Source organism: Bradyrhizobium sp. MOS003 (assembly GCF_003020125.1).
Classification (GTDB): Bacteria; Pseudomonadota; Alphaproteobacteria; order Rhizobiales; family Xanthobacteraceae; genus Bradyrhizobium.
In genome coordinates this window covers 113,545-136,267 of the sequence record NZ_PYFW01000007.1, presented here as the reverse complement: position 1 = coordinate 136,267, position 22,723 = coordinate 113,545, and the positions used below count along the sequence as shown (strand labels likewise).

The 22,723-nt window shown below is 64.1% G+C and carries 24 protein-coding genes and 1 pseudogene; 11 read left to right on the top strand and 14 right to left on the bottom strand.

The window, feature by feature from the left end; translation table 11 throughout:
• The first annotated feature begins 34 nt into the window (after positions 1 to 34).
• The 4 genes from C7G42_RS26450 (at position 35) to C7G42_RS26435 (ending at position 3,260) form a co-directional block, all read left to right on the top strand.
• A complete protein-coding gene (locus C7G42_RS26450; protein WP_106951864.1) occupies positions 35 to 418 on the top strand; it encodes a cupin domain-containing protein in 384 nt (127 codons plus the stop codon).
• 103 nt (positions 419 to 521) lie between these two features.
• Positions 522 to 1,289, top strand: coding sequence for an acyltransferase (locus C7G42_RS26445; protein WP_106951863.1), 768 nt, complete (start codon positions 522 to 524; stop codon positions 1,287 to 1,289).
• Positions 1,290 to 1,486: 197 nt separating this feature from the next.
• Positions 1,487 to 2,104: a 30S ribosomal protein S4 gene (gene rpsD, locus C7G42_RS26440; protein ID WP_106951862.1), complete on the top strand. Its 618-nt coding sequence runs from the start codon at positions 1,487 to 1,489 to the stop codon at positions 2,102 to 2,104.
• An 88-nt stretch (positions 2,105 to 2,192) separates the two neighbouring features.
• Positions 2,193 to 3,260, top strand: coding sequence for a threonine aldolase family protein (locus tag C7G42_RS26435; RefSeq protein ID WP_106951861.1), 1,068 nt, complete (start codon positions 2,193 to 2,195; stop codon positions 3,258 to 3,260).
• A gap of 99 nt (positions 3,261 to 3,359) precedes the next feature.
• Here C7G42_RS26435 and C7G42_RS26430 read toward each other — a convergent pair whose 3' ends face one another.
• Genes C7G42_RS26430 through grxD form a run of 4 tightly spaced genes read right to left on the bottom strand, consistent with a single transcriptional unit; the run spans position 3,360 to position 6,835 of the window.
• Positions 3,360 to 4,619 (bottom strand): serine hydrolase domain-containing protein, encoded by a 1,260-nt coding sequence (locus C7G42_RS26430; protein WP_199581159.1) that lies wholly within the window; start codon positions 4,617 to 4,619, stop codon positions 3,360 to 3,362.
• 1 nt (position 4,620) lies between these two features.
• Positions 4,621 to 5,907 carry a serine hydrolase domain-containing protein gene (locus tag C7G42_RS26425; RefSeq protein ID WP_199581158.1) on the bottom strand — a complete coding sequence of 429 codons (1,287 nt, stop codon included), beginning with the start codon at positions 5,905 to 5,907 and terminating at the stop codon, positions 4,621 to 4,623.
• 46 nt (positions 5,908 to 5,953) lie between these two features.
• On the bottom strand, positions 5,954 to 6,505 hold the full coding sequence (locus C7G42_RS26420; protein WP_106951859.1) for an O-acetyl-ADP-ribose deacetylase: 552 nt from the start codon (positions 6,503 to 6,505) through the stop codon (positions 5,954 to 5,956).
• Between the two features lie 3 nt (positions 6,506 to 6,508).
• Positions 6,509 to 6,835 carry a Grx4 family monothiol glutaredoxin gene (gene grxD, locus C7G42_RS26415; protein WP_094972247.1) on the bottom strand — a complete coding sequence of 109 codons (327 nt, stop codon included), beginning with the start codon at positions 6,833 to 6,835 and terminating at the stop codon, positions 6,509 to 6,511.
• A 240-nt stretch (positions 6,836 to 7,075) separates the two neighbouring features.
• Here grxD and egtB point away from each other — a divergent pair, with 240 nt between their 5' ends.
• Both egtB and egtD read left to right on the top strand, forming a co-directional pair.
• Positions 7,076 to 8,371, top strand: a complete 1,296-nt coding sequence (egtB, locus tag C7G42_RS26410) for an ergothioneine biosynthesis protein EgtB (protein WP_199581157.1) — start codon at positions 7,076 to 7,078, stop codon at positions 8,369 to 8,371.
• Between the two features lie 48 nt (positions 8,372 to 8,419).
• Complete coding sequence (gene egtD, locus C7G42_RS26405) at positions 8,420 to 9,391, top strand: L-histidine N(alpha)-methyltransferase (protein ID WP_199581156.1); 972 nt, start codon at positions 8,420 to 8,422, stop codon at positions 9,389 to 9,391.
• Between the two features lie 36 nt (positions 9,392 to 9,427).
• Here egtD and C7G42_RS26400 read toward each other — a convergent pair whose 3' ends face one another.
• From C7G42_RS26400 to C7G42_RS26390, 3 genes are read right to left on the bottom strand one after another with little or no spacing between them, the layout of a single operon-like run.
• Positions 9,428 to 9,799, bottom strand: coding sequence for a hypothetical protein (locus C7G42_RS26400; RefSeq protein ID WP_106951857.1), 372 nt, complete (start codon positions 9,797 to 9,799; stop codon positions 9,428 to 9,430).
• A gap of 7 nt (positions 9,800 to 9,806) precedes the next feature.
• On the bottom strand, positions 9,807 to 10,997 hold the full coding sequence (locus tag C7G42_RS26395) for a low temperature requirement protein A (RefSeq protein ID WP_106951856.1): 1,191 nt from the start codon (positions 10,995 to 10,997) through the stop codon (positions 9,807 to 9,809).
• Between the two features lie 25 nt (positions 10,998 to 11,022).
• Positions 11,023 to 11,259 carry a BolA/IbaG family iron-sulfur metabolism protein gene (locus C7G42_RS26390; protein ID WP_106951855.1) on the bottom strand — a complete coding sequence of 79 codons (237 nt, stop codon included), beginning with the start codon at positions 11,257 to 11,259 and terminating at the stop codon, positions 11,023 to 11,025.
• 194 nt (positions 11,260 to 11,453) lie between these two features.
• Here C7G42_RS26390 and C7G42_RS26385 point away from each other — a divergent pair, with 194 nt between their 5' ends.
• Positions 11,454 to 11,813: a DUF427 domain-containing protein gene (locus tag C7G42_RS26385; RefSeq protein WP_106951854.1), complete on the top strand. Its 360-nt coding sequence runs from the start codon at positions 11,454 to 11,456 to the stop codon at positions 11,811 to 11,813.
• Between the two features lie 125 nt (positions 11,814 to 11,938).
• Here C7G42_RS26385 and C7G42_RS26380 read toward each other — a convergent pair whose 3' ends face one another.
• Positions 11,939 to 12,112: a DUF1328 domain-containing protein gene (locus tag C7G42_RS26380; RefSeq protein ID WP_007612121.1), complete on the bottom strand. Its 174-nt coding sequence runs from the start codon at positions 12,110 to 12,112 to the stop codon at positions 11,939 to 11,941.
• Between the two features lie 166 nt (positions 12,113 to 12,278).
• On the opposite strand from C7G42_RS26380, the gene C7G42_RS26375 reads away from it, so the two are divergent.
• Positions 12,279 to 13,466: an acyltransferase family protein gene (locus tag C7G42_RS26375; protein WP_106951853.1), complete on the top strand. Its 1,188-nt coding sequence runs from the start codon at positions 12,279 to 12,281 to the stop codon at positions 13,464 to 13,466.
• Positions 13,467 to 13,586: 120 nt separating this feature from the next.
• On the opposite strand, the gene purL is transcribed toward C7G42_RS26375, so the two are convergent.
• Positions 13,587 to 15,797 carry a phosphoribosylformylglycinamidine synthase subunit PurL gene (gene purL / locus C7G42_RS26370; protein ID WP_106951852.1) on the bottom strand — a complete coding sequence of 737 codons (2,211 nt, stop codon included), beginning with the start codon at positions 15,795 to 15,797 and terminating at the stop codon, positions 13,587 to 13,589.
• 184 nt (positions 15,798 to 15,981) lie between these two features.
• Between purL and C7G42_RS26365 the strand changes: the two genes are divergently transcribed.
• Both C7G42_RS26365 and C7G42_RS26360 read left to right on the top strand, forming a co-directional pair.
• Positions 15,982 to 16,461: a PaaI family thioesterase gene (locus tag C7G42_RS26365; protein WP_199581155.1), complete on the top strand. Its 480-nt coding sequence runs from the start codon at positions 15,982 to 15,984 to the stop codon at positions 16,459 to 16,461.
• A 76-nt stretch (positions 16,462 to 16,537) separates the two neighbouring features.
• The gene (locus C7G42_RS26360; protein WP_106951851.1) at positions 16,538 to 17,503 is read left to right on the top strand and encodes a DMT family transporter; all 966 of its coding nucleotides are present in this window, start codon (positions 16,538 to 16,540) and stop codon (positions 17,501 to 17,503) included.
• Position 17,504: 1 nt separating this feature from the next.
• On the opposite strand, the pseudogene C7G42_RS26355 reads toward C7G42_RS26360, so the two are convergent.
• The 3 genes and pseudogenes from C7G42_RS26355 to purQ form a co-directional block, all read right to left on the bottom strand.
• Positions 17,505 to 18,241 (bottom strand): annotated as a pseudogene (locus tag C7G42_RS26355) (tetratricopeptide repeat protein).
• Between the two features lie 191 nt (positions 18,242 to 18,432).
• Entirely contained in the window at positions 18,433 to 19,419 is a 987-nt protein-coding gene (locus tag C7G42_RS26350; RefSeq protein WP_106951850.1) for a tripartite tricarboxylate transporter substrate binding protein BugD, read from the bottom strand.
• Positions 19,416 to 20,117: a phosphoribosylformylglycinamidine synthase subunit PurQ gene (gene purQ, locus C7G42_RS26345; RefSeq protein WP_106951849.1), complete on the bottom strand. Its 702-nt coding sequence runs from the start codon at positions 20,115 to 20,117 to the stop codon at positions 19,416 to 19,418. The genes C7G42_RS26350 and purQ overlap by 4 nt, the downstream gene beginning before the upstream one ends.
• 167 nt (positions 20,118 to 20,284) lie before the next feature.
• Between purQ and C7G42_RS26340 the strand changes: the two genes are divergently transcribed.
• Positions 20,285 to 21,301, top strand: coding sequence for a magnesium and cobalt transport protein CorA (locus C7G42_RS26340; protein ID WP_106951848.1), 1,017 nt, complete (start codon positions 20,285 to 20,287; stop codon positions 21,299 to 21,301).
• 108 nt (positions 21,302 to 21,409) lie between these two features.
• Here the strand turns inward: C7G42_RS26340 and purS are convergent, their stop codons facing one another.
• Both purS and purC read right to left on the bottom strand, forming a co-directional pair.
• Entirely contained in the window at positions 21,410 to 21,652 is a 243-nt protein-coding gene (gene purS, locus C7G42_RS26335) for a phosphoribosylformylglycinamidine synthase subunit PurS (protein WP_106951847.1), read from the bottom strand.
• Positions 21,653 to 21,666: 14 nt separating this feature from the next.
• A complete protein-coding gene (purC, locus tag C7G42_RS26330) occupies positions 21,667 to 22,434 on the bottom strand; it encodes a phosphoribosylaminoimidazolesuccinocarboxamide synthase (protein ID WP_173015815.1) in 768 nt (255 codons plus the stop codon).
• Positions 22,435 to 22,723: the final 289 nt, after the last annotated feature.

Genomic DNA, 22,723 nt, shown 5'->3' with positions numbered 1-22,723 from the left:
CGGCCCTGCTAGGGTCGGTCCCAGGGAGGAAACAATGCTCAAAAAGACTTTGCTCGCTCTTGCTTTCACCGGCCTCGCCTTTGCGGCTTTCGCCCAGCAGCCCGGAATTAAGCGCACCCCGCTCCAGAAGGTCGAATTTCCGGACGGCTACAACACCATCACCGCCATCGCCGAAGTTCCGGCGGGAGGCTCGGCCGGACGCCATACCCATCCGGGAATCGAAACCGGCTACGTGCTCGAAGGCGAACTCAATCTCCTGATCGACGGTCAGCCGGAGAAAACCCTGAAGGCCGGTGATTCCTACCAGATCCCGGCAGGCGTCGTGCACGACGCCAAGGCCCATGGCGACAAGGCTATGAAAGTGCTGGGAGTTTACGTCGTCGACAAAACCAAGCCGCTGGCGTCGCCGGTTCCCTGAACGGTCGAACCGTTCAACCCCTGGCGGGTTGGTTCGTGCTAAGGGACAGCGAGCGGGAACCCGCTCGCTGTACATTTTTTCATCTCTAGGAACAGAAAGACCAATGCGCGGGACGCCAAAGCCTATTTCGCTGCCGCGCCGCCTGATTTGCGACCTCATGCGCGCGTCGATGGACGTGCCGTTCGTCTCGCTCTCCCGTTCGCTCAATATCCGCCCCCTGCTCGAGGCACGCGCCAGCGCCGCCGCACCAGCGGGCTGGGCTGCGACCTTCGTCAAGGCATTCGCCCTGGTCGCGAAAGACGAGCCGATCTTGCGCACGGTCTACGCCAAATGGCCCTGGCCGACGTTCTACGAATTGTCGCACAGCGTGGCGTCGGTGGCGATCGCCCGGGTCGAGGACGGCGAGGAATGCGTGATGCCGCAGCGAATCGCGGCCCCCGAGGCCATGGCGCTGGCCGCGGTCGACGCCGAGATCCGGCGCGGCAAGACAGCTCCGATCGCAGACGTCCCGATGTTCCGCAAGATCATGCGGGCAACTCGCCTGCCACTGCCGCTGAGGCGGCTGTCCTGGGCGATTGGCCTGAATTTCGGCCGCCAGCGTGGCAATTGGTTCGGCAGCTTTGCGGTGAGCTCGGTGGCCGCCTATGGCGGCGGCGAGCTTCATCCCATTACGCCCGGCCCGTTCATCGTCAGCTACGGTCTGGTCGAGCCAAATCAGACCATCCATGTCGTGATCCGCTGGGACCACCGCGTTACCGATGCGGCGCCGATCGCCCGGGTCCTGACCCGGCTGGAACAAGTCCTGAACACTGAAATCGCTGCCGAATTGCGCGCGGCCGGCGCGAAGCCGATAAGAGTGGTCGGGACATGATTCCGGGCCCATTTGCATTGACAGACTGGCCCAAACTCCCCTAAAAGCCGCCTGCTCGCGGGCCGATTTCGGCCCGCGAAGCGTTTCGCGACCCGTGGTCCACTCCCTTAAGCTTTGGGATCGGACCTGTCAGTGCCGGGCTAGCCCGTCACCCAGGAGGGCGCGTTTCCTCAAACCATGTACCTGAAGAGGACGCGATGACTAAGCGCAGTGAGGCGAAGTACAAACTCGATCGCCGTATGGGCCAGAACATCTGGGGCCGCCCGAAGAGCCCCGTGAATCGCCGCGAGTACGGCCCCGGCCAGCACGGCCAGCGCCGCAAGGGCAAGCTCTCGGACTTCGGCGTGCAGCTGCGCGCCAAGCAGAAGCTGAAGGGCTACTACGCCAACATCTCCGAGCGTCAGTTCCACGGCATCTATGTCGAGGCGAGCCGCCTCAAGGGTGACACTGGCGAGAACCTGATCGGCCTGCTGGAGCGTCGTCTCGACGCGGTCGTGTACCGCGCCAAGTTCGTCTCGACGATCTTCGCCGCCCGCCAGTTCATCAACCACGGCCACATCAAGGTGAACGGCCGCAAGGTCAACATCTCGAGCTACCAGCTCAAGGTCGGCGACGTGATCGAGGTCAAGGAAGCCTCCAGGCAGCTCGCCCACGTGCTCGAAGCCAGCCAGCTTCCCGAGCGTGACACCCCCGACTATCTCGAAGTCGACCATGGCAAGATGACCGCGAAATACATTCGCATCCCCGGCCTCTCCGACGTGCCGTTCCCGGTGCAGATGGAGCCCCATCTGGTCGTCGAATTCTATTCGCGCTAAGATCTGAATATCGAAAGGCCCCGGTTCGCCGGGGCCTTTTTGCTTAAGAGCCACACTTCAGTGGCCGCAATGTCTTAGGAGCCGTTGCATGCTCTATACCCCTCCCCCGATCGATCCCAAGGCGCCGCCGGTGCGCATCAATTTGCTCTCGGACACGCAGACCAAGCCGACGGCTGCGATGCGCGAGGCGATGGCGCGGGCGGAGGTCGGTGACGAGCAGGTCGGCGACGATCCGACCGTGAACGCACTGTGCGAGCGCGTCGCGGAGCTGCTCGGCAAGGAGGCCGCCGTCTACATGCCGTCGGGCACGATGTGCAACGTCACCGCGACGCTGGTGCATTGCCGTCCCGGCGACGAGATCCTCGCCCATGAGACCGCGCACATCATCGCCCGAGAAGGCGGCGCGCATGCCGCGATCGGCGGCTTCCAGGTGACGCAGCTCAAAGGCCCCGATGGCCAGTTCACGCCGGAGACATTCCGGAAAGCCCTGCATCCGCGCACCCGCTACCAGCCGCCGCAGACCGTCGTCAGCGTCGAGCAGACCGCCAATATCGGCGGCGGCACGATCTGGAAGAAGACCGCGCTCGACGAGATCGTCGCGATCGCGAAACAACACGGCCTCGTCACCCACATGGACGGCGCGCGCCTGCTCAACGCGACCGTCGCCAGCGGCATCTCCCCGCGAGACATGACGGCGGGGTGGGATTCGGCCTGGATCGATTTCTCGAAGGGATTGGGCGCACCGATCGGCGGCGTGCTCGCGGGCTCGCGCGCCTTCATCGACGCGGTCTGGCAATGGAAGCAGCGCCTCGGCGGCTCGATGCGGCAGGCCGGCATCTGCGCCGCCGCCTGCATCTACGCGCTCGACCATCATGTCGACCGCCTCGCCGACGACCACGCCAATGCGCGTGCGCTTGCCCGTGGGCTGTCGCAGATCGCAGGAATCGCGGTGCAGGAGCCCGAGACCAATCTGGTGTTCTTCAAGCCCGACGGTGCGGGCGTTGCCGGCGACAGGATGGTTGCCGCACTGCGCCAGCGCGGCGTGACGCTGGCGATGATGGATGGCCGCATCCGCGCCTGCACCCATCTCGACGTCAATGCGGCCCAGGTCGAGGAGACGATCGGGTATGTGCGCGAGATCGTGCGCGGGGCGTGAAGTCTCGTAGCCCGGGTGAGCGCAGCGATACCCGGGACTTCTCGCGCAGAGATCCCGGATGTCGCCTCGCTCATCCGAGCCACGCAGCCCGCGCAGGACCTACCGCCCCATCGCCTGATAGATCAGCGTCTTCAGCGCCAGCTGGATCCGGCCGCGCTGCGAGGGCGTCTGCGCCATGAAGATTCCGAACAGATCGTCTTCGGGATCGATGAAGAAGAAGGTGCCGCCGACGCCGTCCCAGCGATATTCGCCCAGCGGCCATGACGTGCCTGGCGGCACCGAGGTGCGCACTGCGAAGCCGAGGCCGAAGCCGGAGCTGCCGCCCGGATAATAACCGTGGTCACGCGCGATCCTGGTCTCGGGACCGACATGATCCGACGCCATCAGCGCGATCGTCTCTGCCTTGAGATAGCGCCGGCCGTCATAGGTCCCGCCGTTCAGCAGCATCTGCGCAAAACGGGCGTAGTCGCCGACGGTGCCGACCATGCCAGCGCCGCCCGATTGCCAGATCGCCGGACGCCTGACGTCGCGAACCGGCGTCGTTGGATTGATGTTGCGATCGTTCGGCATCGGTTCGGCAATGCGCGAGAATTTGGCGGGGGCAGTGACGAAGAATGCCGTCTCCGTCATGCCGAGCGGATCGAGTAACCGCTCCTTCTCGAACTGCAGCAACGTCTTGCCCGAGATGATTTCGACGACGCGGCCGAGCACATCGGTGGCAAAGCCGTAGTCCCACAGCGTGCCCGGCTGCTCGGCGAGCGGCAGCGTGGCGAGCTTCGCGACGAAATCGGTGTTGGAAACATCGCCATTGAAGAGGTTGGCGGCCGCATACAGCTCGCGCACCGCACCGCCGCCAGAAGATCCATAAGGCAGCCCCGCGGTGTGGCGCAGCAGGTCCTTGATCGTGACCGGTTGCGCCGGCGGCTCCAGTGCCAGCGAGACCTTGCCGTCCTCCGCCTTCTTCTCGACGCCGACCTTCATATCGGCAAAGGCCGGAATGTAGTTTGCGACGGGATCATCGAGCGAAAGCTTGCCCTCCTCGATCAGCATCATCGCCATGACTGACGTGACCGGCTTCGACATCGAGTAGAGACGGAAGATCGTATCCGCGCTCATCGAGATTTCGGTCGCGACGTCACGGACGCCGAAAGTCTCGTAATAGACCGGCTTGCCGTGCTGCTGGAGCAGCAGGATGGCGCCGGGGATCTTGCCGGTGGCGACCTCGTTCCGGATGTAATCGGAAACTTTTGTCAGGCCCCCGGGCGAGAAGTTGCGTGTGGCGCGCTCGGAGCCTGCCTGCGCACTCGCGGCACCGACCAGAAGCAGGAGCGCCGCGATGAACGCGCGGCGCCCGGGCATCTCACTTTTCCATGGCTTCATAGACCAGCTGCTTCAATGTCCGCTGCACGCGCTGGCGCTCGGTCGGGGTCTGCTCCAGCAGCACGAAGAACATGTCCTGCTTGGGATCGATCACGAAATAGCAGCCGGAGGCGCCGTCCCATTTCAGTTCGCCAAGATCACCGGGCGGCGGTGGCTTGGCGTTACCGGGATCGGTGCGGACGGCGAGCCCGAGACCGAAGCCGAAACCGTCGCCGGGGAAGTAGAAATAATCGCGATCGACGCCCGACTTTGGACCGATCTGATCGGTCGTCATCAGCTTGAACGTCTCGGGCTTGAGAATCGTTTTGCCGTCGAGACTGCCACCGTTGAGCAGCATCTGCGCGAAGCGCTCATAGTCGGCCATGGTCGTCACCATGCCGCCGCTGGCGAACTGGATCTTCTTGGCCACCGTCGGATCGTTGATCCGGCCGACCCGGAAATCGCTGTCGTTCGGCACCGGCTGCGCCAGCAGCTTCTGCTTCTCGGGAGCCGTGACGAAGAAGCCGGTATCAACCATGCCGAGCGGGTCGAGCAGCTTCTCCCGCATGATGTCGATCAGCGGCTTGCCGGCCGCGATCTCCATCACGCGTGCCAGCACGTCGGTGGAATGGCCGTATTGCCAGAGCGCGCCCGGCTGGTTGTGCAGCGGCAGTTTAGCGATGCGCTCGGCGAACTCGGCGAGGTCGAAATCACCGGCATAGATGTTGGCCTCGCGATAGGCCTTGCGGACCAGGCTGTCGCCATAGAAACCATAGGTAATGCCCGATGTGTGCGTCATCAGATCGTGCACCGTCATCGGCCTGTTCGGCGGCACCAGCTCGAGCGACTTGGTGCCGTCCTCCGCCTTCTTCTCGACGCCGACCTTCACGTTGGCAAAGGACGGGATGTACTTCGAAACGGGATCATCCAACTTGATCTTGCCATCCTCGATCAACCGCACCGCGACCACCGACGTGAGCGCCTTGCTCATCGAGAACAGGCGGAAGATGGTCTTGTCGGTGATCGGCGCCTTGCTGACCACGTCCTGCACGCCGAAGGCTTCGTGGTAGACCGGTTTACCGTGCTGCTTGATCAGGACAGTCGCGCCGGCGATCTTGCCGGTCTCGACCTCGTTCTTGAAGAACTCGCTGATCTTGCCGAGCTTGTCCTGATTGAAATGCGCGCCGGCCGGAATCTCGTAGGTGCCCTCGGCTCGCGCCAGCGACATCGCGCCGACCGACACCAGCGCGCCGCAGACCAGCGCACGCAGTCCAGACTTCGAAATCATATCCCCTCCCCGGAACATGGTCCGGCGGAGTGTACCGGCCGCATCATCAGGCACAAGGGCCGGGGTGTCGCGCAAGCGCCGCGGCATGGAGTTTGGCACTGGGCTCGGCGAAGCAGCAGAACACGACACGAGTCACGGACGGCGCTGCCGAGAGCCCCTCGACCGTCGTGCGCACCGCAATGTCGGCAGCCCGGTCGGCGGGGAAGCGGAAAATGCCGGTCGAAATCGCGGGGAATGCCACCGAGGTCAGTCTGTGCTTCCCACACAGCGCCATCGAACGGCGATAACAGGAGGCGAGCAGATCGTCTTCGCCCACCGTACCGCCGTTCCAGACCGGCCCAACGGTGTGGATCACGTGGGCAGCCCTAAGCCGGTAGCCTTTGGTGATCTTGGCATCGCCCGTCTTACAGCCTTGGAGCATGCGGGATTCGGCGACCAGATCGGGCCCGGCGGCCCGATGGATTGCACCGTCCACACCGCCTCCGCCAAGGAGCGACGTATTCGCGGCGTTGACGATGGCGTCAACGCCCAGCGTGGTGATGTCGGCGACGATGACCTCGAGCTCGGCGCCGCCAATCCGGCGCGTCAGCACGGTCACGCATCAGGCCGCGACGACGACGCCCTTCTCGGTGAGAAGCTGCTGCAATTCGCCAGCCTGGAACATCTCGCGGACGATGTCGCAGCCGCCCACGAACTCGCCCTTCACATAGAGCTGGGGGATCGTCGGCCAATTGGAGAAGGTCTTGATGCCGTCGCGCAGTTCGGCGGATTCGAGAACGTTGAGGCCCTTATAGCCGACCCCGACATGGTCGAGGATCTGGACGACCTGGCCGGAGAAACCGCATTGCGGAAATTGCGGAGTGCCCTTCATGAACAGAACCACGTCGTTCGACTTCACTTCGTTTGCGATGAATTCCTCGATGCTCATTTCCGTGTCCTTCTGGGGCCGAGCCCACTCCGATCGCTTCGGGCCGGCTCAGCCGATCTAACCCGATACCTGCCCATATATGTAGCCCAAACCGTTGTGCATCCAAAGTAAAATGGCGGCGACATGCCCCCGCTGGCCGACTCGCCCCCCAGCTGGGTCCATAGGCTGGTGACATCAATATCATCGCCGGGGAGGACTTTCATACCGTAACGAAGCCCCTATGTAGGACGAACCCAGGTTTTGGAACCGGGCAACGCCAACAACGTTCTCTTGTCCTGTCTGGAGAAAAACGTGACGAAACAAGCCTCCGCTACGGCCGCCCCCTCGCTTTCGTCACTGTCCACCGCCGGCAACCTCGCCCGGCGGCTGGAAGACGCTTTTCTCGCCGTCCGCAACGAGACCGAACGCCGGGCTGCGCCGCTTTCTCCGGAAGACCAACAGATCCAGTCCATGCCCGATGCGAGCCCGACGAAATGGCACCGGGCCCATACCACCTGGTTCTGGGAGCAATTCCTGCTCGGCGAGCACGCGGCTGGCTACAGGCCCTTCCACCCCGATTTCGCGTTCCTGTTCAATTCCTATTACGTCAGCGCCGGCCCGCGTCACGCCCGCAATCATCGCGGGGATATCACCCGTCCCAGCGCAAACGAGGTCGGCGCCTATCGCGGCTATGTCGATGCGGCCGTCGTCAAATATTTCCGCGAAACCGGCACGGACAAGCTTCGCGAGATCGCACCACTGGTCGAGGTCGGGCTCAACCACGAGCAGCAACACCAGGAATTGATGTTCACCGACATCCTGCACGCCTTTGCGCAGAACCCGGTCTATCCGGCCTACGACCAGGACTGGCGCTTCCCGGCCGCGGCGCGCGCCGCAGATGACTGGCTGACACTGAACGAGGGCATCCACACCGTCGGCCATGTCGACGACAGCTTTCATTTCGACAACGAGAAGCCGGCGCATCGCGCCCTGGTCGGCCCGGTCAAGATCGCCCGCAATCTCGTCACCAATGCCGAATGGCTCGCCTTCATGCGCGACGGGGGCTACGCGAAAGCAACGCTGTGGCTGATGGACGGCTTCGCCGCGGCCAGCAAGGAAGACTGGCAGGCCCCGGGTCACTGGCGCGAGATCGATGGCCAGTGGCACGTGATGACGCTGGCGGGTGTGAAGCCGGTCGAACCCAACGCGCCGGTCTGCCATATCAGCTACTACGAGGCGGACGCTTTCGCGCGCTGGGCCGGAAAGCATCTGCCGACCGAGATGGAATGGGAGGTCGCGGCCCGCGCCGGCCAGCTCAACGACGCCTTCGGCATCGTCTGGCAGTGGACCCGCAGCTCCTACACCCCCTATCCCGGCTATCGCGCCATCGAAGGCGCGCTCGGCGAGTACAACGGCAAGTTCATGGTCAACCAGCTGGTGCTGCGCGGCTCCTCGCTTGCAACTCCGGATGGCCACAGCCGTATCACTTATCGCAACTTCTTCTATCCGCACCACCGCTGGCAGTTCACCGGACTCCGGCTCGCCGATTACGACTAACATTTCCGACGACAAATGCGCGCCGGACAGCGCGTTCAGGAGAGTATCATGAATGTGCATGCCAGCGCTTTGGCCGAAGCCCATCTTCCCGACGAGCAGACCACCGCTTTCGCCCGCGAGGCGATCGAGGACCTCTCGCAGCAGCCGAAAAAGCTGTCCCCGAAGTATTTCTACGACGCGACCGGATCGGAGCTGTTCGAGGCGATCACGAAGCTGCCGGAATATTATCCGACGCGCACCGAGCTCTCGATCCTGAAGGATCGTGGCAGCGAGATCGCGAAGATCATTCCGGAGCATGCCGCGCTGGTCGAATTCGGCGCGGGCGCGACGACGAAGGTTCGCCTGCTGCTGAACCATTGCAGCTTTGCGGCCTATGTCCCCGTCGACATCTCCGGTGACTTCCTCAAGGCACAGGCGAACGGCCTGAAGCGCGATTTCCCCTCGCTCGGCATCTATCCGGTCGCGGCCGACTTCACCACGCCGTTCGAGCTGCCCAAGCAGGTCGCATCAATGCCCAAGGTCGGCTTCTTCCCGGGGTCGACCATCGGCAATTTCGAGCCGCATGAAGCCCAGGCTTTCCTGAAGAGCGCACGCGAGATCCTGGGCCGGGGCGCGCAGATGATCATTGGCGCCGACCTCGAGAAGGACGAGCGCGTCTTGCTGGATGCCTACAACGATGCTGCCGGCGTCACCGCCCGCTTCAATCTCAATGTTCTCGTCCGGATCAACCGCGAGCTCGGCGGCAATTTCGACCTCTCCGCCTTTACCCATCGCGCCATCTACAATCGCGAGCGGCATCGCATCGAGATGCACCTGATCAGCAAGAAGAGCCAGACCGTGCGCCTGCTCGGCACCAGCTTCTCGTTCCGTCCGGGCGAGAGCATCCACACCGAGAACAGCTACAAATACAGCCTGGAGCGTTTTGCGGCGCTGGCACACGGCGCCGGCTGGCGGGTGCGCGAGAGCTGGACGGATGCGGCCAGGATGTTCTCGGTGCACGCGCTGGAGGTGGCGGAGTAAACGCGCTCACGCCTGACGCTCGCCATTGGGCGGGCGTCAATCAGGCTTGCAGGCCTCCACCGCCACCAGCCGCTCATCCCGGATGATGGCGCGAAAACTATCGGTGTGCGGCTTCCCACACGACCATGAAAAAGACTCACCGTCGCGCTTGAGTGGATTACCCAGCCAAAAAACCACCTTCGAGATCGGGTCACCCGGCTTGATGCGATCGGCCCACTGCGTCGGGTTCGCCCATTGCCCGCAATCGCCCTGCCAGTAGCACAAGGGCGTGACGCATCGTCCGCCCGCCGGCTTTCCGCCGATGGCTTGGCAGGCTGCCGGCCGATGGCCAAGCATCCAACCCATCATGGCTTCCTCAATGGTCAGGACTGCGGCGATTGCAGCACCGAGGATGATGAGGCGCCGCATCCCTCGCCTATTTCTCGGCCTCTTCCGGCGCCGACCCCAGCGACATCGACTCCCACACCGCCACCACGATCAAGATCACCGTCGTCCCTACCGACAGCCAAAGCGGCGAGAGGTTAGCTGCGAACCACCACAGCACCAGCAGCAGAATAATGCCGATGCCGTGCGAGAGCTGGAGGAAGCCGCGGATCGCGTGCTTGAACAGGATGGTGCCGATCAGAAACACCAGCGGCCCACCGATCGTGCTCAAGATCGTCCGTATATCGGAATGGCCGGTCGGGTGCTTCAGCACCAACTCGTCGGAGACCGCGGTCAGGATGATGCCGGCGATGATCGGCATGTGCAGATAGGTGTAGGCAAGCCGCGCCAGCCGGCCCGATTCGGCGGACTTCGAAATGCGCTCGGCGCCGGCCTCGGCGCCCTTGTGGAAATAAACCCACCACATCGCGATGGCGCCGACCAGCGCCGAGACGAAGGCCAGGACGTTGTCCGCGGTCCACTCCAGCTCGGCAAAGGTCGCGCCGTTGACCACGACGGCTTCGCCGAGCGCGATGATGACGAAGAGCGAGCAGCGCTCGGCCATGTGACCGCCCTCGACGGCCCAGGCCTCGACCGACGAGAAACCGAGCTTGGGAACCCAGAAGCGCGCCGCCGGCGAGACGTACTCCCAGGTGACTGCCGCAATCCACAGCCACAGCCGCGTCTCACCTGCGGAGAGGCCGCCTGCGATCCACAACACCGCGGAGATCGAGAGCCAGGTCAGAATGCGGATCGCGTTGTGGCGGACCGCTGTCCTATGCCGCGGCGTTGCGAACAGCCAGAACGCGGTGCGCCCGATTTGCATCGTCGCGTAAGCGATCGCAAACCACAGGCCCCGCCCTTCGAAGGCGGTCGGGATCGTCGTCGACAGCACGAGACCGCCGAGCATCATCAGGAAGAGCATGACGCGGACCGGCGTCAGCTCCGGATTGAGCCAGTTGGTGACCCAGGCGGTGTAGACCCACACCCACCACACCGCGAGAAACAGCACCGTGACGTGCACCGCGCCAAGCGGCGTGAAACGGTGCAGCAGCGTGTGCGACACCTGCGTGACGGCGAAGACGAAGACCAGGTCGAAGAACAGCTCGACGTTGGTGACACGGCTGTGCTGGTTCGGCACGATGACGCGAAACATCGCACCGCGAGCATTGTCCGCAGCCATCGTGGCCTCCCGTCGCGCGATCAGGTCAGGCGCCCGGCACGCCGGTTTGCAGCGCCAGCGCGTGCAGCACGCCGCCCATCTGGCCGCGCAGGGATTGATAGACGATCTGGTGCTGCTGGACGCGGGACTTGCCGCGGAAGGATTCCGAGATCACCGTCGCGGCATAATGGTCGCCATCCCCGGCGAGGTCACGGATGGTCACCTGGGCATCGGGGATCGCTGCCTTGATCATCGCCTCGATATCGTGGGCGTCCATGGGCATTAGGGTCTAGCTCCTGTCTCGGCAGAGAATCGCTTGCCGGGGTCGAATCTGCAAAGCCAAACTTGTCGGCATGGCGAAACTTAGCGTGAACGGCCTTCTACGTCACGCCTTCAGGCACTATATCCCTGATCCCATCAGGATAAAGGCACGACAAAGTGCCGCGCGCGGCAGATCGATCGAAAAGGCGTGACATCATGAAGATTCCAGGGCCCGACCACCCCATCACCATCACCCAAAATCCCCGTCGCGTCCGCGTCACCGCGGGCGACGTCTTGATCGCCGAGACCAGCAAGGCACTGACCTTGAAAGAGGCTAAATACCCGGCGGTGCAATATGTACCGCGCGAGGACGCCAACATGGCCCTGCTGGAGCGAACCGAGCGCACCACCCATTGCCCCTACAAGGGCGACGCCAGCTATTACAGCGTCAAGGCCGACGGCAAGACGTTGGACAATGCGATCTGGACCTACGAGACGCCTTTCCCCGCGATGACCGAGATTTCCGGCCATCTCGCCTTCTATCCGGACAAGGTGAAGATCGAAGAAGTGGAATAAATGTCTCACGAGTTCGTCACGCCCGAGCTTGTTTCGGACATCCCCGCTCTCGGTCGTGCGTTGCGATGCGTGGATGGCCGGGACGAGCCCGGCCATGACGGGGGCGAGGTCGAGATCCGCGCCGGCTACGCCCTGAAGATCGTCAACCCCAGGATCAGCAGCACCAGGAAGATCACGACGAAGACGTAGAACAGGAAGCGGGCGATATCGGCGGAGGCGGCCGAAATGCCCGTGAAGCCGAGCACGCCGGCCACAATGGAGACCAGTAGGAAGATCAGCGCCCATTTCAGGATCGTCATCGCCAGCTCCGAAAATCTTGCCGCTAGCCTGCGGCCCAAGCCCTTTTCGGGAACGCTAACTTCGCTGCGCGGAACTGGTTCCTACGACCGGCACAGCTCAAACGAGGCTTGCTGAATCCGGTTCCGGGCGGCACAGTCGCGCCGGGAGCAGGAGCGCGGGGCGGCCATGACCACGATGTCACATTCGGCGACGATCGGTGCGGAAGCGCACGCCGCCCCCAAGACCAAGGCACGCAATCTTTCGCTCGATCGCGCCCGCACCTTCCTGACGCTGGTGGTGCTGCTGCACCATGCGGTGATCCCCTACACCCATTTCGGTCACACCGATCCGACGTCGTTTGCCGGCTTCGACATGATCGTGCTCGCCACCGACAGCTTCTTCATGGCGATGTTCTTCTTCCTGTCGGGCCTGTTCACCTGGCCCGGCATCGCGCGCAAGGCGCCGTCGGTCTTTTTGCGCGACCGCCTGCTGCGGCTTGGGCTGCCGTTCGCGATCGCGGCGCTCACCGTCATCCCGCTCGCCTATTACGCGATCGCGCTGCGGGCCGAGCCCGAGCTGACCTTCGCTGCATTCTGGTGGAAGACGGTGACGTCGGGCCCATGGCCGAGCGGCCCGATCTGGTTCGTGTGGGTGCTGCTCGCCTTCGACCTCACCGCAAGCCTGCTCTACCGTGTCTCCTCGCATCTGGTCGATCCGGTCAACCGCGTCTCGCTTCGCGGATTCGAGCAGCCGGCCGTGTTCTGGCTGCTGCTCGCCGGCGTCAGTGTGCTCGTCTATGTACCGGCGCTGGTCTATTTCGGTGCCAACAAGTGGTTCGAGTTCGGGCCGTTCTCGGTGCAGGCGAGCCGCATCCTGCTCTATTTCAGCTATTTCTTCATCGGCGCCAGCGTGGGTTCGGCGAATTTCGATCGCGGCATCCTCGGCGCCGATGGCCAGTTGCCGAAGCAGCGCTGGCTGTGGGTGATCGTCACGCTGATCCCCTACTGCCTGATGTGGGGCATGATCTACATCAAGCGCGAAATCCTCGGCAGTCCCGATCCGCTGCCGCACTGGTACCATGTGTTTTACGGCACGTTCCTGGTGCTGTTCTCGGCCTCGATCCTGCTCGCGATCCTCGCTTTCTTTCTGCATTCGAAGGCGCCGGGGCCGACCCTGCTCGACCGCATGCAGGCTGATGCCTACGGCATCTTCCTGGTGCACTATCCGATCGCACTGTGGATCCAGTACGCGCTGTACGACTACGAGCTGCCGGCGATCGTGAAGGCCGCAATCGGGTTCGTGCTTACGGTGATTTTGAGCTGGGGACTGACAGCGGTATTGCGGAAGATACCGGGGGCGTCGCACGTGTTGTGAGGCACGCTCCCTCGTCGCGTCATTGCGAGCGCAGCGAAGCAATCCAGAGTTCCTCCGCGGAGACAGTCTGGATTGCTTCGTCGCTTAGCTCCTCGCAATGACGGAGTATGGGGCCCCGCCTCAGGCCGCCTTCCCGCCCATGTAGTCCGGCAGCCAGCGCTCGTGCGACGTCCGCAGCGCATCGATCGTGACAGGCGCTTCACCCGCGATGGCGATCGCATCGCCGCCGGTGGTGCCGATCCGCACGCAGGGCACCTCGCAGCCGCGCATCTTGGCGAGCACGCGGCCGGCTTCGGTTTCCGGCACGGTGACGAGATAGCGCGCCTGGTCCTCGCCGAACCAATAGGCCTGCGAGATCAGCGAAGTCGGGGCTGCCAGGAGCTTGGCGCCGATACCGCCTGCCATCGCCATCTCGGCCAGCGCGATCAGCAGGCCGCCGTCGGACAAGTCGTGCACGGCGGTCGCGGTGCCCGCATGGATCATGCCGCGGACGCAATCGCCGTTGCGCTTTTCGGCGGCGAGATCGACCGGCGGCGGGGCGCCCTCTTCGCGGCCGCAGATTTCGCGCAGATAGACCGACTGACCGAGCCAGCCATGGGTATCGCCGACCAAGAGGATGGCCTCACCCTCGGCCTTGAAGGCCAGCGACGCCGACTTGGTGAAGTCGTCGAGCAGTCCGACGCCGCCGATCGAGGGCGTGGGAAGGATCGCGCGGCCGTTGGTCTCGTTGTAGAGCGAGACGTTGCCGGAGACGACCGGAAAGTCCAGCGTGCGGCAGGCTTCCGAGATGCCCTTCAGGCAGCCGACGAACTGGCCCATGATCTCGGGCCTTTCGGGGTTGCCGAAATTCAGATTGTCGGTGATCGCGAGCGGCTTGCCGCCGACCGCCGTAATGTTGCGCCAGGCTTCCGCCACCGCCTGCATGCCGCCCTGATAGGGATCGGCCTCGCAATAGCGGGGCGTGACGTCGACGGTGAGCGCCAGGCCCTTTGGCCCGTCCTCGACGCGCACCACGGCGGCATCGCCGCCGGGACGCTGCATGGTGTTGCCGAGGATGACGTGGTCGTACTGCTCCCAGACCCAGCGCTTGCTGCACATGTCGGGCGTGCCGATCAGCTTCTCCAGCGCGTGACCTACGCCCATCGGCGCCGGCACCTCGCGCGCATGCACGACCGGCAGCGCGGCGGAGGCCACGTGCGGACGATCGTACAGCGGCGCCTCGTCGCCGAGCTCCTTGATCGGCAGATCGGCCATGACGTCACCGCCATGCTTGACCACGAAGCGCTTGCTCGGCGTGGTGTAGCCGACCACCGCGAAGTCGAGCCCCCACTTCCTGAAGATCGCCTCGGCTTCCTTTTCCTTCTCGGGCTTGAGCACCATGAGCATGCGCTCCTGGCTTTCCGAGAGCATCATTTCGTAGGCGCTCATGCCGGTTTCGCGGGTGGGCACCGCGTCGAGATCGAGGTCGACACCGAGGTCGCCCTTGGCGCCCATCTCGACCGCCGAGCATGTGAGCCCCGCTGCGCCCATGTCCTGGATCGCGATGACGCAGCCCTTCTCCATGATCTCGAGGCAGGCTTCCAGCAGCAGCTTCTCGGCGAAGGGATCGCCGACCTGCACGGTCGGGCGCTTCTCCTCGGACTTGTCGTCGAATTCGGCCGAGGCCATCGAGGCGCCGTGAATGCCATCGCGGCCCGTCTTGGAGCCGAGATAGACGATCGGCATGTTCACGCCGGAGGCCGCCGCATAGAAAATCTTGTCGGTGTCGGCGAGGCCGACAGCCATCGCGTTGACGAGGATGTTGCCGTCATAGCGGGTGTGGAAACGCACCTGGCCGCCGACCGTCGGCACGCCGAAGGAATTACCGTAGCCGCCGACGCCGGCGACGACGCCGGAGACGAGATGCCGGGTCCTGGCATGCTCGGGCGCGCCGAAGCTGAGCGCATTGAGACAGGCGATCGGCCGCGCACCCATGGTAAAGACGTCGCGCAGGATGCCGCCGACGCCCGTCGTCGCGCCTTGGTAAGGCTCGATGTAGCTCGGGTGGTTGTGGCTTTCCATCTTGAAGACCACGGCCTGGCCGTCGCCGATGTCGATCACGCCGGCATTCTCGCCGGGGCCCTGGATCACCCAGGGCGCCTTGGTCGGCAGGCCCTTGAGATGGATGCGCGAGGATTTGTACGAGCAGTGCTCGTTCCACATCGCCGAGAAGATGCCGAGCTCGGTGAAGGTCGGCTCCCGCCCGATCAGCTTCAGGATGCGCTCGTATTCGTCGGGCTTGAGCCCGTGGGCGGCAACCAGTTCGGGGGTGATCTTGGGTTGGTTCTTCATGGATTCCAGGCTTTCGGCGGCGGCTGGGCCGTTCTTAGGAACATCCGGGGCTCGCGAAAAGCCCTTTATGGCGCATTTTCCCGCTGTCCCACGTTTTGCAGGCGGGGCCGGCGGGAACAGGAATTGCACGGCGCGGACGGATCGGATTTAAGGGCTCAAGACCCGCAATTGAAGGCCCATTTCCTTGCACGAATTGACCAAAACGCCCCCGCCCCGCCGCCCCGACCTCCACATCGCCACCGAGGGCGAATTTCTGGGCTGGAGGACCTGGATTCGCGACAGTTTTGAAGCCCATGTCGGCCCCTTCTGGCACCTCATCGAGGCAGACGGCAGCGTCCGCAGCGCCTTCCGGGTCGAGAAGAAGCACCTCAACGGCTCCGGGAACGTCCATGGCGGCTGCTACATGGCCTTTGCCGACTACTCCCTGTTTGCAATTGCCACCCACGTCCTGGACAGCCGGGCGGTGACGACCAATTTCGCCTGCGAATTCCTCGACGCGGCACGCGAGGGGGAGTTGATCGAGTGCACCGGCGAGGTCACCCGCGCCGGCGGCTCGCTGATCTTCCTGCGCGGCAAGATGACGTCGGGCGAGCGGGTGCTGCTGACCTTTTCCGGCACGATCAAGCGGATGAAGGGGAAGGCGCTCCCTCAGCCAAACGCATAGCTCGGCGGCTTCCCTTTTCGCGCGCCCTCGCCCAGACTTCCCGGCAAGCGCTGTCGCGCCGGGGAGCAGGAACAAGGTGCCGCAGAGCACATCGGAGGCGCGTCGCGCGACGGCGGCCGCAGCAACGCCGCGGCCGTCCATGGCCGCAACCGGCGCCCGCAACTGGCGCGACTATGCATTGCTGCTGGCGCTCGCCTGCTGCTGGAGCTCGACCTATCCGCTCGCCAAGCTCGCGCTTCCCACCATCCCGCCTGTCACCTTCATCTCGGCACGCTCGCTGATCGCAGCCGCCTTCCTTTTCGCGATCCTGTGGATGCGCGGCATCAAGGTCCCGACCGACGCGAAGGCCTGGAAGCTGTTCGCGACCCAGCAATTGATCAACTCGACGGTCCCGTTCCTCATCATCACCTGGTCGCAGCAATACGTGCCGGCGTCGAACACCGTGGTGCTGGCGTCCACGACACCGATCTTCGCCTTCCTGATCACGTCGCTGATCACCCGGCACGAGCCGGCAACGCTGTTGAAACTGGCTGGCGCGATCCTCGGCCTTGCCGGGACCATCGTCATCGTCGGCCTCGACGCGCTGCGCGGCTTCGGCAGTGAGATCGTGGCGGAGATCGCGATCCTGCTCGCGACCATCTCCTTTGCCTGTGCGACCATCTTCGGCCTTCGCCTCTCCGAATACGACCCGATGGTGGTGGCGGCCGGCTCGCTGCTGTTCGGCGGTCTCCTCCTGCTGCCTCCGTCGCTGATCATCGACCAGCCCTGGACGCTGCAGCCGACGCCGGAGGCCATTGTCGCCACCATCGTCATGGGCATCGTCTCCAGCGCGCTGGGCCTGATGCTGTTCTACGTCTGCCTCGGCCGCCTCGGGACGCTGACCACCAACGCGCAAGGCTACCTGCGCATCCCGATCGGCGTCGGCCTCTCCGTGGTGCTGCTCGGCGAGAGCGTACCGTCCAACCTCGCACTCGGCCTGCTGCTGGTTATGGCCGGTGTTGCGGCCATGACGGTGCCGGCGGAGCGGCTGAAGTGGCGCTAGTTCAAGCTGACAGTTGCTTCTCCGCGATTGACAGCCACTCCGCCTGCGCCTTGCGCAGATATTTCGGCGCGCGCCGCATCTGGATCAGGAGTTCGTTGAAGACCATGCGTGCCTCGGCGCTGCGGCCGACCGTCTGCAGCAGCATGCCGTAGCGCACCCGCGCCTCGGCGCCTGGGAAATAGCCGGAGAGCGCGTGATATTCCTCCAGCGCCTCGTCGAGACGTCCGACCTCGGCGAGCGCGCGGGCATAGAGAAGATGTGCGTCGGCGGAATCGAAGTCCGGCCTTGCTTCTGCAGATCGTCCAGGGTCGCGAGCGCGTCAGCGGGCCGCCTGGCGGAGAACTCCGCCTGGGCCTTGCGAAGCGCATAAGCGGGATCGTGGCCCATGGGCAGCTTCAGAATGTGATCGTAGTGCGCTTCCGCTTCGCTGAAACGGCCGACATTTGCACACTCATCCGCCAGTGCCGCACGGTTGGCGATGGTGTCGGTGCCGGCCAGGCGATCGGACAGCTCACGATAGCGCTTTTCGGGATCAAGCCGGTTGGCAACGCGCTGGCGCGCCTGACGCGCGCCGGGGCTGGAGAACCACTCCGGCACGAGCTCGACCGCGATATAGGCAATCGCGCCCATCATCGGCACCAGCAGGATGATGAAGGCCCACGGCCGCAGCCGCCCGGTTCGCGAAGCGTGATAGATCAGCGTGAGATCGAGCAACAGAACGACGAGAGCAACGGGCATGTGACATCCGGAGCACGATGAGGCGCAGGCATTCCGGATACAACAACTATCGCGCCGAAACAACTTTGAGTTGTTCGTCTCTGCACAGAATCGGCACCCGGAGCGCACGCGCCTTGACGGCGACGACCAGTCAGTCGCTTCGATCTCGATGGAGGTTCACGAAGGCAGGGAGCCGCGGTGCGGCCCGACAGTCACTTGGCGTCGTCCGCCAGCATCTTCCGGTATTTCTCGACGTCGCGCGTCACCAGCTTTTGCAGTACTTCGGGCGCATGCTCGTCGGCATCGGGGGCGACTGTCGAAAGATCGGCAAAGCGCTTCTTGACCGCGTCGGTTTCGACGGCGGTGCGCGCGGCGGCGTTCAGCTTGGCGATCACGGCGGGCGGCGTACCCTTCGGGGCGAACAGGCCGTTCCAGCCCTGTGCCTCGAATTCGGGCAGGCCCGCCTCCGCCGAGGTCGGCAGGTCCGGCAGCGTGGCGAGCCGCACCGTCGAGCCGACCACGAGCCCCTTCACCAGCTTCTCGTTGATCGACTGCGAGACCGAGGCTGCCGCATCGCAGACGCCGTCGATCTGGCTGCCGACGGCATCGGTCAGCGCAGGCGCAGCGCCGCGATAGCCGACCAGCGTCGCGTCGATCCCGGCGGCGGTGACGAAGCTCTTGCAGATCAGATAGTTCGAGGAGCCGACGCCGGCATGGCCGAGATTGATCTTGCCGGGATTGGCCTTGGCGTAGGCGATGAATTCTTTCAGGTCCTTCGCCGGAAAGTCCTTGCGCAGCGCGATGATGCCGAACGTCTTCGCCACCATGGCGATCGGCAAGAAGGACTCAGGCGTGAACGGCAGTTTTGGATAGATCGTGTAGGTCGCGGCATTGGTGCCGGCATTGCCGATCGCGATGGTGTAGCCGTCAGGCTCGGCGCGGGAGGCGCGTGCCAGCGCGGTCGAGCCGCCGGCCCCCGCAACGTTCTCGATAACGATTGTCTGTCCGAGCGCGATGCCCATCTGCTCGGCCACCGCGCGCGCGATCACGTCCGAGGTGCCACCAGCCGCGAACGGCACGATCATGGTGACAGGACGCTTGGGGAAATCCTGCGCGGACGCGGCGGTCGCGAGCGAAAATGACGCGAACGACAGCGCCGCGATCGCGGCGAGCGACCGCCTCAGCCCGAACGCAATCACGCGGCTTTTTCCAGATGCGCGGTCAGGCCCGCGAAAAGGCCACGGCCGTCGGTGCAGCCCATGATGTCTTCGACGTGGTTTTCCGGATGCGGCATCATGCCGAGCACGTTGCCCCCGTCGTTGACGATGCCGGCGATCGAATGTGCTGCGCCGTTGATGTTATGGGCCTCGTCGACCACGCCGTCCGCGGAGCAATAGCGATAGAGCACCCGCCCCTCGCCTTCGAGCCGCTTGATGGTCTCCTCATCCGCCTCGTAATTGCCCTCGCCGTGGGCCACCGGCACGCGGATCACCTGGCCGGCATTGTAGCCGCGGGTGAACGGCGTGTCGGACCGCTCGACGCGCAGATGCACGTCGTGACAGATGAATTTCAGCCGCGCATTGCGCATCAACACGCCCGGCAGGAGCCCGGACTCGCAGAGGATCTGAAAACCGTTGCAAACGCCCAGCACGAGGCCGCCCTTGGACGCGTAGTCGCGCACCGCGTCCATCACCGGCGCGCGTGCCGCGATGGCGCCGCAGCGCAGATAGTCGCCGTAGGAGAAGCCGCCTGGCACCACCACGAGATCCGTGCCCGCAGGTAGCGCCGTCTCGGCGTGCCAGACCATCGCCGGCTCGCTCCCGGAGATCAGCCTCAGCGCCCGCGCCATGTCGCGCTCGCGGTTGATTCCGGGAAAGACGAGGATGGCGGCTTTCATGGCAGAGGTTCCGACGGCACTGGGATTCGGGCTGGCCAAAGGGCCAATTCGTGAAGAGACATAGCCATTTGACGGGGATTTTACCAGTGCTAGCCTTGCCGGACGGCCTTGTACACAGGCCATAGCCGAGGCACTTCTGCCCGACGATCTTGCCCGGGATTGAAGCCATGAACGTCCCGTCGCTGCCCACATCCCCCTCCGAGCCGGTGTCTGTCGAGGGCGTCGTCGCGGCCGGCGCCTATGTCGATGGCCGGCGCGTCGCCAATATCGCCATCAGCGAGGCCTCGAGCTGGCGGGCGAAGCCCGGCCACGTGGTCTGGATCGGCCTGCACGAACCCGACATGGCGCTGCTCGGCGCGGTGCAGAAGCAATTCGACCTGCACGAGCTCGCAATCGAGGACGCCAACCACGCACATCAGCGCCCCAAGATCGAGCAATATGGCGAAGCCCTGTTCATCGTGGCGCGGACGGCGCAATTGCTTGAGGGCCGCATTGTCTTCGGCGAAACGCACATCTTCGTCGGCGAAGGTTATCTGGTCTCGGTGCGCCACGGCGCCTCGACATCCTACACGCCCGTGCGTGAACGCTGCGAAAGCTGCCCGCGGGCGCTCGCCCGCGGCGAGGATTACATCCTCTATGCGATCCTCGATTTCATCGTCGACAATTACTCGCCCGTGCTGGAGAGCATTCACGACGAGGTCGAGGGCATCGAGGACGACGTGCTGTCCAAGCCGATCAGCAAGACGCAGATCGAGCGCCTCTACATGCTGCGCCGTGATCTGCTGCGGCTGCGCAACGCGATCGGGCCGCTGGTGGAGGTCTGCCGCCGGCTGGAGCACGACGAGCTGTCGATGGTCCGGCAGGCCATGCAGCCGCTGTTCCGCGACGTCACCGACCACGTCCGCAACATCCAGGAGCGCATCGATTCCATGCGCGAGGTGCTGGCCTTCGCCTTCGAGGCCAGCCTTCTGGTCGGCCAGGCGCAGGAGACCGCGGTGTCCAAGAAGCTCGCCTCGTGGCTCGCGATCATCGCGATCCCGACCGCGCTGGCCGGCATCTACGGCATGAACTTCAAGCACATGCCGGAGCTGGAATGGGACTACGGCTATTACCTGTTGCTTGGCGTGATGCTGACCGCCTGCACGGCGCTTTACTGGCGATTTCGCAGCGTCGGCTGGCTGTGAGCGCGAAAGCGCTCACTCAGCATTCGTAGCCCGGATGGAGCGAAGCGCAATCCGGGACAGCCTCGACGTAAATAGACCCGGATTTCCATCCGGGCTACGAGGGCAGGCCTAGCCGATCAGCTCCACCCGGTAGTTTTCGATCACGGTGTTCGCCAGCAGCTTGTCGGCGGCGTCCTTCAACGCCGCCTCCGCCTTGACCTTGTCGGCGCCGGCGAGCTCGATGTCGAACACCTTGCCCTGACGGACGCTGGCGACGCCGTCGACGCCGAGCGACTTCAGCGCGCCCTCGATGGCCTTTCCTTGCGGATCGAGGATGCCCGTCTTCAACGTAACGGTGACACGTGCCTTCACGTCCAAATCCCCTTCTAGCTCTTCACCAGCACCGGGCCGGAGCCCTGCGGACGCTCGTTTTCCATGAGGATGCCGAGGCGCTTTGCAACTTCGGTATAGGCCTCCAGGAGCCCGCCGAGATCCCTGCGGAAACGATCCTTGTCGAGCTTCTCGTTCGACTTGATGTCCCACAGACGGCAGCTGTCCGGCGAGATCTCGTCGGCGACGATGATGCGCATCATCTCGTTCTCGAACAGCCGGCCGCACTCCATCTTGAAGTCGACGAGGCGGATGCCGATGCCGAGGAAAAGGCCGGTGAGGAAGTCGTTGACACGGATGGCGAGCGCCATGATGTCGTCGATCTCCTGCGGCGTCGCCCAGCCGAAGGCGGTGATGTGCTCTTCCGACACCATGGGGTCGTTGAGCTGGTCGTTCTTGTAATAGAATTCGATGATCGAACGGGGCAACTGGGTGCCCTCCTCGATCCCGAGGCGCTGCGACAGCGAGCCGGCGGCGACGTTCCGCACCACCACTTCCAGTGGCACGATCTCGACCTCACGAATCAACTGCTCGCGCATGTTGAGTCGGCGAATGAAATGGGTCGGCACCCCGATGTCGTTGAGGTGCTGAAACAGGTACTCCGAGATCCGGTTGTTGAGGACACCCTTGCCCTCGATCACCTGATGCTTTTTCGCATTGAAAGCGGTCGCGTCGTCCTTGAAGTGCTGGATCAGGGTACCGGGCTCCGGGCCTTCATACAGGACCTTTGCCTTACCTTCATAAATGCGACGCCGACGGCTCATGGGGATGTACCGTGTTTTGTTGAAATCCATGTATTTGGTGTGCTCCGGTTACCAGGATTACGACCCACAGCGGAGCTGCCGTGAACGGCTGGGAACCCGTCTATGACCCTTGGAAACCGAACGGGAACCAAGCCTTCCGGCAACCTATCCGATTGGCTGACTGAGCACAATCGATCCGGCCGTTCTGCAACAACTTATACCATCTTGCCTGCGGCTTAACGGCCCGTTGTTTTGCCGATTCGTGCTATCTATGTAGGCATGCAGTCGGGTCGCCGCAACGGAAGGCTCC